The sequence below is a fragment of the Rhodococcus sp. H29-C3 genome (assembly GCF_030063405.1).
Classification (GTDB): Bacteria; Actinomycetota; Actinomycetes; order Mycobacteriales; family Mycobacteriaceae; genus Rhodococcoides.
In genome coordinates this window covers 1-10,502 of record NZ_JASITC010000011.1, presented here as the reverse complement: position 1 = coordinate 10,502, position 10,502 = coordinate 1, and the positions used below count along the sequence as shown (strand labels likewise).

Annotated in this window: 14 protein-coding genes; 9 read left to right on the top strand and 5 right to left on the bottom strand. The window is 62.3% G+C overall.

The features are described from left to right. Positions 1 to 244: 244 nt before the first annotated feature. Together QMK32_RS19670 and QMK32_RS19665 are read right to left on the bottom strand one after the other, a co-directional pair. The gene (locus QMK32_RS19670) at positions 245 to 607 is read right to left on the bottom strand and encodes a histone-like nucleoid-structuring protein Lsr2 (RefSeq protein WP_283476907.1); all 363 of its coding nucleotides are present in this window, start codon (positions 605 to 607) and stop codon (positions 245 to 247) included. Positions 608 to 922: 315 nt separating this feature from the next. Beyond that, positions 923 to 2,236, bottom strand: coding sequence for an IS701 family transposase (locus QMK32_RS19665; RefSeq protein WP_502943715.1), 1,314 nt, complete (start codon positions 2,234 to 2,236; stop codon positions 923 to 925). Positions 2,237 to 2,394: 158 nt separating this feature from the next. Between QMK32_RS19665 and QMK32_RS19660 the strand changes: the two genes are divergently transcribed. Continuing rightward, positions 2,395 to 2,589 carry a hypothetical protein gene (locus tag QMK32_RS19660; protein ID WP_283476905.1) on the top strand — a complete coding sequence of 65 codons (195 nt, stop codon included), beginning with the start codon at positions 2,395 to 2,397 and terminating at the stop codon, positions 2,587 to 2,589. 255 nt (positions 2,590 to 2,844) lie between these two features. On the opposite strand, the gene QMK32_RS19655 is transcribed toward QMK32_RS19660, so the two are convergent. Next, positions 2,845 to 3,195: a hypothetical protein gene (locus QMK32_RS19655; RefSeq protein ID WP_283476904.1), complete on the bottom strand. Its 351-nt coding sequence runs from the start codon at positions 3,193 to 3,195 to the stop codon at positions 2,845 to 2,847. Between the two features lie 348 nt (positions 3,196 to 3,543). Between QMK32_RS19655 and QMK32_RS19650 the strand changes: the two genes are divergently transcribed. The 7 genes from QMK32_RS19650 to QMK32_RS19620 all read left to right on the top strand — a co-directional run bounded on the left by QMK32_RS19650 (position 3,544) and on the right by QMK32_RS19620 (position 8,422). Then, a complete protein-coding gene (locus QMK32_RS19650; protein ID WP_283476903.1) occupies positions 3,544 to 4,014 on the top strand; it encodes a hypothetical protein in 471 nt (156 codons plus the stop codon). Next, complete coding sequence (locus QMK32_RS19645; protein WP_283476902.1) at positions 3,947 to 4,600, top strand: LysR substrate-binding domain-containing protein; 654 nt, start codon at positions 3,947 to 3,949, stop codon at positions 4,598 to 4,600. The genes QMK32_RS19650 and QMK32_RS19645 overlap by 68 nt, the downstream gene beginning before the upstream one ends. Before the next feature lie 53 nt (positions 4,601 to 4,653). Beyond that, the gene (locus QMK32_RS19640) at positions 4,654 to 5,139 is read left to right on the top strand and encodes a Het-E N-terminal domain-containing protein (RefSeq protein WP_283476901.1); all 486 of its coding nucleotides are present in this window, start codon (positions 4,654 to 4,656) and stop codon (positions 5,137 to 5,139) included. A 182-nt stretch (positions 5,140 to 5,321) separates the two neighbouring features. Further along, complete coding sequence (locus tag QMK32_RS19635) at positions 5,322 to 5,792, top strand: hypothetical protein (protein WP_283476900.1); 471 nt, start codon at positions 5,322 to 5,324, stop codon at positions 5,790 to 5,792. A gap of 674 nt (positions 5,793 to 6,466) precedes the next feature. After that, positions 6,467 to 7,618, top strand: a complete 1,152-nt coding sequence (locus tag QMK32_RS19630) for a glycosyltransferase (RefSeq protein WP_283476898.1) — start codon at positions 6,467 to 6,469, stop codon at positions 7,616 to 7,618. Next, positions 7,548 to 7,958 carry an amidase family protein gene (locus tag QMK32_RS19625; RefSeq protein WP_283476896.1) on the top strand — a complete coding sequence of 137 codons (411 nt, stop codon included), beginning with the start codon at positions 7,548 to 7,550 and terminating at the stop codon, positions 7,956 to 7,958. Before QMK32_RS19630 ends, QMK32_RS19625 begins: the two co-directional genes overlap by 71 nt. A gap of 68 nt (positions 7,959 to 8,026) precedes the next feature. Then, positions 8,027 to 8,422 (top strand): hypothetical protein, encoded by a 396-nt coding sequence (locus QMK32_RS19620; protein ID WP_283476894.1) that lies wholly within the window; start codon positions 8,027 to 8,029, stop codon positions 8,420 to 8,422. 103 nt (positions 8,423 to 8,525) lie between these two features. Here QMK32_RS19620 and QMK32_RS19615 read toward each other — a convergent pair whose 3' ends face one another. Further along, positions 8,526 to 8,915: a hypothetical protein gene (locus tag QMK32_RS19615; RefSeq protein WP_283476892.1), complete on the bottom strand. Its 390-nt coding sequence runs from the start codon at positions 8,913 to 8,915 to the stop codon at positions 8,526 to 8,528. Positions 8,916 to 9,022: 107 nt separating this feature from the next. On the opposite strand from QMK32_RS19615, the gene QMK32_RS19610 reads away from it, so the two are divergent. Continuing rightward, positions 9,023 to 9,400: a nuclear transport factor 2 family protein gene (locus QMK32_RS19610; RefSeq protein ID WP_283476890.1), complete on the top strand. Its 378-nt coding sequence runs from the start codon at positions 9,023 to 9,025 to the stop codon at positions 9,398 to 9,400. A gap of 94 nt (positions 9,401 to 9,494) precedes the next feature. On the opposite strand, the gene QMK32_RS19605 is transcribed toward QMK32_RS19610, so the two are convergent. Beyond that, a partial coding sequence (locus tag QMK32_RS19605) for a site-specific integrase (RefSeq protein ID WP_283476889.1) occupies positions 9,495 to 10,502 on the bottom strand: 1,008 nt, incomplete at its 5' end.

Here is a 10,502-nt window from a genome sequence, read left to right as displayed (position 1 = left end):
CTGTACAGGAGACCACCCCGGATGAAGCTCATGTCGGACTCGTCGGTCCAATCGGAGTACCGGTAGCGACTAGATAGCATCCACCGGTCTCAGTATCGCGGTCGCTCCATTCCGATTCCCACATCGCTGATCCCGGTGTCGGCGCACTACAGTGCTGCGATAGCGGTGGCCTCACAGTCATGTCTTGCCGCTCAAAGGTGAACCCCGACAGTAACTTCCGCCTAGAGAGACAGTTGTCAGCGCGTCAGTGAGCGGTATTGAACGCCTCTTCGATGGCGGCCGGTATGCGGCCGCGTTCGCTGATCTCGTAGCCCTCGTCGGCCGCCCACTGCCGAATCGCGCGTGTCTGCGCTGGATCACGCGTGGCCGGTGTCCCGGTCTTCGCCGTCGCGCCGGCGGGGGAGGGCTTACGCTTGCGGCCACCGACCCGAGTCGAATGCTCGATGTAGTAGTCAAGCTTCCTGTGAAACTCGGTGGCGTTCTTCGCCTTCAGGTCGATCACGTACTCGACACCGTTGACCGCGAATTCGATCGTTTCGCCGGATTCGTCGTCGATGACCGACCCGTCGATATCGTCCACCAATTGGGTTGTCACTCGTTTGGCCACAGCCGGAAAACCTTTCGATCACACACAATGTCACGAACTCGATAGGTGCCCAGCCTAGCCAACGAACGAGCTGCCGAGCTGCAAACCCCCTGTCACCGGCGGAGGGGCTCGCAGCAATGTCCGTTCGGTTTTTGGAAGCACACGTTGAGCAGTCAATAGAAGCGGCGATAAAATCGTCCAGTCCGAAGCTGCTCATACATGCGCTACTCGCCGGAGGGATTCCAATGTCCGGACCTGCAACACCATCGACCGGCAACTACTGGCTCGTGGAGGAGCTACTGAGAATCAAGAACGAGTACGTTCATGACCCTAGCACTACAGCAGTAGTTCGGCTTGGGGGTCGTCTGACCTGCGACGATAGTGACACCGTTGGGCGGTGGCTTGATATTTTCGCCGCCAGGTCGACCACGAGAGTATGTGGTCGATGCCCGCAAGGGCTCCGAGGACGATGGCGTCGAAGAGTCTCCGTAATTCGTTGACCGTCAATGCGATCAGATCATCGTGCGCCGGTGTTCGCTCGCGCTCGGCGGCGGTGGTGACCGCAAGGAACGCCGTCGCCGCCATCGCCAACGTGACCCACCGATGCCATGATGTCCACCGCCGCACCTGGTGCTTGTCGAGACCCGCCTGTCCCTTCGCCGCCTGGAACGACTCTTCGATCCTCCACCGCCATCCGGCGACCCGGACGAGTTCGGTCAACGTCACCGGTGTCGGGGAAAAGCACCGGTAGTACGCCATCTCGCCGGTGGTGTCGTTGCGTCGCAGCAGCATCGAGGAGAACCCGCAGTCGTTGTCGGGCAGCGGGATCCACGCCCAGGAGTACCAGCGCGGCCCTTTGCATCCGGCACCGGCGGACCGTATTTGCCAACTGTCCTCCTCGATCCGGTCGACGAGTGTGTCTATACGTACCGATCCGGTACCGGTGGGCACCCGGTGGGAACAGGCGATTGCCATCACGTATCCCACCCGGCGGGTCTCGAGTTCGGCCCGCAGACCTGGGTCGGCACCGTACACTTCATCACCGGTCACCCACGATGCCTGAGTCCCTGCGTCGAGTGCAACGGTGATCATCGATTGTGCCAGAGCAGGTTTGGTGGCGAACACTCGCTTGTCGGCGGGGACACCGGCCGCGTCGCATCGGTTCGGGTCCTGCGTCCACGACGCCGGGAGATACAACGCCCGGTCGATCAGGGCGTGACCACGCCGACCGGCGTACGTGAGGTACACCGCGACCTGTGCGTTCTCGATCCGCCCGGCGGTTCCGGTGTACTGGCGTTGCACCCCGACAGTCGAGGTGCCCTTCTTCAGATCACCGGTTTCGTCGACAATGAGGACCCCGGCGGGGTCGCCGAACGCCTCCACGACGTAGTCGCGGAGATCATCGCGCACCAGATCGCCGTCACACTTCGATCGGGAACGCATGTGCTGCAATCCGTCCGGAGTACTGTCTCCGCGGCTCTCGGCGATGGTCCAACAGTTCTTGCGGTCGAGCCCGGACAGCAGTCCGAGCATCAGCGCGCTGGCGTGCCGCAGGGGTTCGTACCGGGAGAATCTCGGAGCGATGCGGTCGACCAGCGCGCCGAACTCGTCCCACCACCGATCAGGATCTACTCTGTGTTCCGCGGCCAGCGCGGAGTTCACTTTTGTCTTCACACCCAAAATGATCACGCGCTGGCCGCCCTGAGCAGCGCAAACACGCCGACAAGATCGATCAGAAGCGAACTACTGCTGTAGTACTAGAGACGATTGGCATACCGTGAACGACCTCGTGGAGATGGGCTACCGACGTGAGGCCCTGGTCGATCTTTTCGGAAAACCAATTCCAGGACGCGATGATCGGATGGACCGCCTCATCGGTATCAAAGATCGAGCAGACCCAGTTGGCTCCTGCCTACGAGCTGCTCGAGTCGGCTTTCGGCGCGTTCAACGACGCGGCCGACACCATGACCTCTCGCGTGATGTACAGCTCGTTCGATTCATAGCGTGTCCGAGCATCCGCTGCATGTCGGGCGGTGGGCCCACATCGCGCTAACATTCTTGCACGAGCTGTATGATCGGAATACGCTGTCCACCAGTGCTTTCAAGACATTGCTGGTAACCCTGCATATCGGAACTGGGCGTATTGCTCTACGCCCCGACGCGGGGCATGCGCGGGCAGCCGCTGTCAAGGTTCCCTGAGGGTCCCGGTCCATCGGGACTGCCCTCCTTGCCGTCACTCTGTACGCATCACCGACGAATTACTTATTGGTGCGTTCCATCACCGAAGATTCACCGCCGCTGGCGCTTCCCTCCTCACCAATGGGTTGAGGAGGCTGGTCTACGGTGTTCGCGTCCGGTTTGGAGTCCCGCGAGAACTCCTCGCGGGTCATTGGTTCCGGTCCGTCGATCGAGGGTTCCTCGAGATAGTCGATTGCCGGTTCCTCCATGACTTCTCGCAGATCGGGGGGAGTGTTCTCGCTCGTCGACATCGCTGGTCCTTCCTTTTCGTTCGGTTGCCCTGCAGTCGGTCCGCCAGTGAGCACCAAGATGACTGCGCAGGCGACAGTCACTACGCCCAGTGCCCCGCCAGCGACTGCGTGTCGTCGCATTCGACCTCCTCGAAGAGCGGTTACCGCGTGATCCGAGGGTACTTGTGAGGATCTGACATTTGGCACGATCGGTGGCAACGTCCCACAGGCAGCACCGATGTAGAACGCGTCATTGTCGATTCCCTGTTCGACCCGTAGGAGGCCCTGGGATTACAGCCAGCGCGGACGGCTGTCTGGAAAGCCAACGGTAGGAACGCGGCACCAGTGCGGTTAGACGGCAGCACCATCGTCGATGTAGCACGATAAACCAGACCGCTGGTCAGCGTCACCAGCAGTGCAGAGCACGATCGAGCGGCGGTGCTCCGCTGATCACAAGCCCCGCGACCACTGGGCTGACAGACTGACTCGGTGCGCCACCACGATTTGTCGAAGCGATTGATGAGTGCCACGTGGTCTCCCTCACCGGGGGTTCGGGTGGTGCACTCGGATTTGCCTGAGCCATGGACGTCGGCGCTGTCTCGATTGGGCCGCGACCTTCGTGTGCGCCAGTACGGCAACGGTATTGAACACGTCGATTGGGAGATCGACTACGACCCGGAGATCGACGGAGTGTTCCTGCTGAGCGCGGTGTCGGTTGCCGGCGTCGATCCGGGTGAGTTCGGTGGTACCTGGATCGGTACCCGCGTCGACTCGGCCGAAGAATTCGCGCTGTGGGCGATGGCCGATTCGGTCCAGGACGTTGTGGCCGACCTCGGTACCGCATGGCCGTGGGGTGACGGCGGTGGATTCATGAGCGCCCGACTCGTCGACGGTGTCGCAATGTGGAAGGACAGGAACGGTTGCACGATGCGCATCGGAGACCTGGCCGGCATCGTCTGACCAGCCCCGGGTCAACGACCCCCACGCAGCAGCCGCCGCCGTCGCGGCCGGAGACATCGACGCTACCTTCCGTACAGTGACGAACTCGGCCACACTTCCGCGGGACGTACACATGACCCACGTGCTCGACTCGCCGACGCAACTGCTCGTCGGCCCTCGTCATCCACTGGCAAAAGCAAAAACGCTCACACCACGACAGTTGAGAGGACACCGGATCTGGGTGCCGGGCATTACGCCTCGCAGCGAGTGGCAGCTGTTCTACGAAGAACTGGCCGAGGAGTTCGACCTCCACATCGACGCAGCAGGACCTCACTTCGGAGACGAGGTACTCCTCGACACCCTCGCCGAATCCGCAGAGATTGCTACCCTCGTCGGCTCACGAGATCGATACATCTGGCCGACGAAACACGATCTGCGCCGAATCCCCATCAGCAAACCAACCCTGGTCTACCCGGTCTCACTGATTCAAAGAACGCCGCCGCACCCTGAACTCGCAGCGGTCATCCAGCATTTCATGGCGCTCGAAGCAGCCGCCACGCCGAGCTGGCGTCCTTCCTGGACAAGCGGTGTCGGTGCCGACCGCTAGATTTGGGGATGGCCCGGTATGGCCGAGCCGGACCACATCGCAGGAGGTGTTCGATGGAGCCCGTAACCCTGATTGTCGCGGCGATCGCACTCGGCGCGTCGGACGGCGCGCGCGAGACCACGAAGCAGGTAATCGGTGACGCCTACACGGCCGTGAAGGGCTGGATCACGGACCGGTACAGCTCGGTGACCGCGGAGGTCGAGGGGCTGGAGCGGGAGCCAGATGAAGAACTCCGCCGCGCACTCCTCGCGAAGAAACTGGATCAGGCGGGTGCCGGCGACGACGTTGAACTGCTAGGGCTCGCGCAAGCGCTCCTGGTAGCCGTCGAGGATCAGGCTCCCGAGTTGCCTGCCACCGTCGGCGTAGTGATCCGCCGCGCATCGGTTGGCGGCGACATCGAGGTCGAAGACGTGGCTGTCGATGGCGGGAGTGGAGTTGTCGCCGAGGACATCGCAGCTGCAGGCGATCTGCGGATCGGCCGAGTCGCAGCGCGTGCTCATCGGGAGCCGCCAAACCCTACCCAGGCGCGGGAGCAATAGACGGTTCGTCTGCTTCCGCGCACAGCTTCACTTCGACCCAGCGCAACGTCATCGCTGGCCGGGATAACAACACATACTATTCGGTCGGCGCGACGGAGGCGGGAAACAGCGGTGGCCGTATCCGCGCAGTAACGGCGTCCATCAAGCCGCTGCCAATCGGTCAGGGGCTATGGACCGTCACCGTGAACAATGCAAGTTCCGGTCCGATCACGGACCTCGAAGTCGATGTGTATGCCGTTGATGGGGACGGCAACCGCCTGGAGGATGCGTGTCACCCGGCCAAGGAGAAGATCTCAGTGCAGGGGCTCTTGTCTGACGGGATGAGCGGAACACTGGATGCCATTGGCTCCCAGGCTAACTCGATGTACCCCCGGGGGATGTTCGGTGTGCCGGCAAACCTCGGTTCCTACGGAGAGATGTTGTCGGGTCAAATGATGAATGCTCCAAGCCTCTCCGCGCTTCTTCAGAACGCGCATCAGCAGATGGTCGACAAATACCCGCAAGTGATCTCACGTGACCAGTCAGTTGAGGTGGCCTACAGCGTTTCCGGAGCGGCCGATGTGCGGGTCGATCTCCAGTTCGCCGACGACATGGGCGACCTATGGCGTCGACGGCACGGTCAGCAACCCGAACCGGTGATGGAGGGTGAGTAGGTCGAACATGAAGTGGGCGGTGAATCGAACGACGCCGGTGAACGCGCCCGGCCACGTCTGTCGATAACGAAACTTATCGGTAATGCGACGTATCTAACGGTGACCAATTGGCCTTAAACAGCATGACCGTGCCGCTCGCCAACGACTTATCGATCGATACCGTTGTCGACAAGTTCGTCAACCGCATCCTCCCGTGAACCGAAAATATCGGCTCCACACTGCAACTCGCCCTCACCGGGGTCGATTCGAACTGGTCGCACGCCACCTAAACGCTGATTCCGAAGCTCTGTCCAGTTCCGTGACCAGCTCGTCGCTGATGAGACGTCAGTTCAGTTGGGATACACGCGCTAGGCCGCACTTCGCTGCGCCGATGAGGGCATCCACCGATACGGGTTGAGGAGACTCACCGTCCGAGAGCGGCCCTCGACGAGTAACAACGCGTGATCGAACACTGCCGACAAGCCCGACCGTGCCCCAAACAGAACAGACCGTCCCCGGCGCTCTTTCAATGTATAGCGCACAGGGGGTCTTGCGGCAAGACCCCCGTCGTAATGCAAAATGGCTCGGCCCAACAGATCCTATTGCGGCACTACAGGAATGGATCCGACATGTCGATATATGACGGGGCAAGCGCATGCGATCTGGATGAACGGAACAAGAGAATTGGAGCTGGTATGCAGGTCGTGTTGGCCACATACGGAACTAGGGGAGATGTCGAGCCGATGGTGGCGCTGGCAGCTGACCTCCGGGAACAGGGAATTGACGTGCGGCTGTGCGCACCGCCCGATGAAGAGCTGCGCGAGGTCGTCGGGCGCGCCGGTGTGCCCGTGCTGTACTTCCACCGGCCGTACCGCGATTTCGAGCAAGGGCTCGCGTCGGAGCAGCGTGTGCTCGGCGTCGACGGATTTGTGAACGCGCACATTTCCGCGACGCACCCGGTACTGGAGGCGGCGGTCGCGGAAGGCTGTGACGTCCTGTTGGCCACCGGAATGCTCCACTTCGTCGCTGGGTCGGTCGCGAAGAAAGCTAAGGTCCCGCACCGTTTCGTTGTCTTTACCGACTGGGTTCTCCAGCCACGGCCGCACCACCCACTGATCGTCCCGGCGCTGAATGCTTACCGCGGCGCCCTGGGCCTTCCACCCGTGCAGGACCCGCGGCACTACCTATTCACCGAGCACCCATGGGTCGCCGCCGAGCCGCTGCTGAGCGCGAATGCCGAGGTGCCGGGTCTCGAGATCGTCCGCACCTCGGCCTGGACGCTCAATGATCAGCGCCCGCTGGCACCAGAGCTCGAAGACTTTCTCGACAAGGGGTCCCCACCGATAGTCGTGGGCTTCGGCAGTATGCAGGTGCCTCCCGGGTTCGCCCAGCTCGCCCTCACGACCGCGCGCGATCAGGGCAGGCGGCTGGTCCTGCTATCCGGCTGGTCCGGTCTGGCCATCGACGAACGTGGCGACGACGCACTTGTGGCCGGTGAGGTGAACCAGCAGGCGTTGTTCGCCCGTGCGGCCGCGGTGGTCCACCACGGTGGTGCGGGCACCACCCTCACCGCACTGCGCGCCGGCACCCCGCAAGTGGTCATCGGGCAAGCTGCCGATCAGTCCGGGAACGGCAAACGTGTCGCTGAATTGGGCATTGGTGTAGCGCTGAAGAGTCCTGCGCCGACCGAACGAGACCTGTCAGCAGCGCTTGAGCAAGTTCTCGATGTCGACATTCAGAGGACGGCACGCGCCCGCGTAGGCCAGGTTGTCACGGATGGAACCGCGCGCGCCGCCGAACTGCTGGAGACCGCGGCAGGCTCAGGCGCAGCGCAGTCGACTGCGTAGGCGCACTCGGCCTGGCGCCGGTGCGCGGTACGACAGCGCCGGGGACACCGGCACTGCCGACCTCGCCGTCGTCGGCCCCATGGTGCGCACCGCCAACGACCTCACACTCCTGTTCGACATCATGCTGGGCCCGGATCCCTTGACGCTCGGAGTGGCGCACGATGTGTCTCTGTCGATGGCCCGCCACGACAAGATCCGGGACTTCCGGGTGTTGATCCTTGATGGGCATCTGCTCCTAGGGACGAGTGCAGCGGTCGAAGCAGGAGTCGATCGGGTGGGGGCCTCGCTCGCCGCCAGTGGCGCGCCTTGGTGCTGTACCTGCTTGAGACGAGACCATTGATCTTGTCAGGTTCTGCTTGACGCATGCGTGGGTTCATGTCAGGATATTCCTGACACAAGGAGGTTGTAATGGAGTACCTGGACATGGTCGAAGGTGTTGACATCACATCGGGAGTGCGGGCGGTCGTCACCGGGGCAGCTATAGAAGCCGGACGATTTGCAGATGCCGTCGTGGGTACCGGTCCTCTTCCCGGCACCCCGGAGTGGGAGTCGGAGCAGGCCACATCCATTCCGGCGGACCGGACTCTGGCCTGGCATCTCCTCAGCTTGCGCGTGCAGCATGCCGCCGGCCTCGATGGCATCGAAACGGTCATCATCCTGCGGGTGACCGGGGCAACGTGGGCGGTCATCGGTCGGATGGTGGGCATGTCGCGCCAATCCGCACACGAGCGTTGGAGTGCGCGCGCGACCGCCGTTCTCGACCCCGTAGGGGCTGGAATGCCCGCGATTGTCGCCGACGACTGAGGTGAGGAGGACGATCGAGATTGTCCTGGAGGCTGCGCGCGCACGACCCCGTCGGGTCAACTGTTCGCGTGGCGGTGGCAGTACTCGAGGCTGAGCCGATTTCTCATCGGAAGTAGCGCCACAGCCTCGGAGCTGCCGCCGCCAACCCCACCGCCAGGAGAAGAACAAGCATTTGACCCACTCGGCCAGCAGTGACACCCGGTTCGGTGACATGTGGCGGATAGTTCACTATTCCATTGGCTACGGCGTCGAGCGCCAAGACCCCGATCCCGATCGCGATTCCCACACGCCACTGTAAGGCAATCAGCAACGCTGCCAATGGATCCAGAACCACCAGAGCTACGAAAAAGACAGGAATCGCTGTAGGTGCACACGGGTACGGATCAGAACCGCCACCGACAATCTGGACCGCATGTACCACGGCTCCATATGCGAAAACCAGGAAGAATAAGCCAGTCAGCACCCGGACATCACGCGGCTGAGCAGCACTCACGACCCGAGCGTATCCCCCAACGGACGTCATCTCCCACGTGCACGGTGAGCCCGACCGGGTGGTGACCGGGCGGTGGTGGCTTCTTGTGGTCCTGTATGACTTGCATCGTGAGCGAGTTGCCCCGAGTCCGCGACCAGCTTCTCGCGTTGGAACCGATACTCCATCGGCTCCCGACCGGATCCGATCGCGCGGCCATCGACGCCCTCCTCGAACATGACTATTTCGAGGTCGGAGCGTCCGGTTCCGTCTATACCCGCACTCTGGTCATCGACGTTGTCGAAAAGCGCTACCGAGATGGCGAGAACCCCATGGACGCCGCCTGGTCCATCGACAACTTTCATGCCTCGACCCTTGCCGAACACCTGTATCTGGTGACGTACCGCCTGTCGCAGTCAGGTCGCGTCTCCCAGAGGGCAACTGTTTGGCGACGGCACGATTCGGGATGGAAAGCCGTGTATCACCAAGGAACCCTGTCCAGACACTGAACGGGCGTGGACCAGGTCACCGGCACCGCGCTCGGAGGCGGCGATTGCGCTGCAGGCACCTGGCGGTGCGGCGTGGGTGTCTTTGTCGGACAGATTAACTCAAACTTCGAGACGGATTACTGCTTCGGTTAATGTCTTGCTTTACCAACGTGTAGCGGGTCCAGTCGGCACCGGCACGCTCCGCGTGCTGCATAGCCGTTGTGGCGCTGATTCCGAGTGCATCGGCGAGCACTTGTGGTGGTGCTTGGCGGACGAGTTGTTTCCAGGTGCTGTTGCGAACGGCACGGTTCGGGATGCCGGCGTGGCGGAGTGCGTCGATGACGGTCTGCCGGTTGAGGTGCTCGCCAGGCATCGTGCCGGGGAACAACCACCTCGAGGTCGCATTGCCGGCGGTACTGGTGTTGGGTCTGTTCGTCAAATGATGGCGCAGGAGGTGCGAGATGGGTTCCGGTAGGTCGACCCAGGTATCGGCCAGCCTGACGCTGACAGCACTGTCTATGGCTCGGACGTCGTCGATGGTCAGGGCCACGATGCGTGTGATCGATTGTCCGTAGAGGGTAAGTAGGCATCCTGCGATGCGGTGGACGGCGGGGAGGTCGTCGTGCAGCAACAAGGCGCGGATGATGTGCAGGCGCTCGTCTTCACCGACCAGCTCGTATGTGCCCGTTGTGTGGCGGGGAATCGATAGCTGGGGTGTGAGCTTGTTCGAGCGTGCCCAGTAGAGGAATCGTTCCGCGTGTTGGCGGGTGGAAGGGCCGGATGCGTACCAGGCGTCGACGTCGTGCTGGCTGCAGTCGGCTAGCGTAGTTCCACGCTCGTTCAGCCAGTTGAGGAACGAAATCGCTACTGTCGTGGATTGTTTCGCTCGCAGGAATGGTCCGGTACTTACCGGACCTGTCTCAGCGTGTTCGCGTAGTTTGCGGAGGTGGTGCCACCGGCCGAACCGTTCGATGATCTTCCTCGAGTCGTCGTCGACGGTGGTTGTGAGTTTGTCGCGGAGCCATTGTTCGTAGGTGGCGAGCAGTCGGTCCCGCGGGGGCAGGGCTGAGTGTTCGACCATCAATGCTCGGAGGTACTCCACGGTGCGTGTGCGGGGCAGGGC

Excerpts from the sequence above, each read along its gene's own strand:
- QMK32_RS19640 (WP_283476901.1), top strand. The coding sequence starts at position 4,654 with ATGGAGCCCGTAACCCTGATTGTCGCGGCGATCGCACTCGGCGCGTCG.
- QMK32_RS19620 (WP_283476894.1), top strand. The coding sequence starts at position 8,027 with ATGGAGTACCTGGACATGGTCGAAGGTGTTGACATCACATCGGGAGTG.
- QMK32_RS19630 (WP_283476898.1), top strand. The coding sequence starts at position 6,467 with ATGCAGGTCGTGTTGGCCACATACGGAACTAGGGGAGATGTCGAGCCG.
- QMK32_RS19655 (WP_283476904.1), bottom strand. The coding sequence starts at position 3,195 with ATGCGACGACACGCAGTCGCTGGCGGGGCACTGGGCGTAGTGACTGTC.
- QMK32_RS19625 (WP_283476896.1), top strand. The coding sequence starts at position 7,548 with ATGGAACCGCGCGCGCCGCCGAACTGCTGGAGACCGCGGCAGGCTCAG.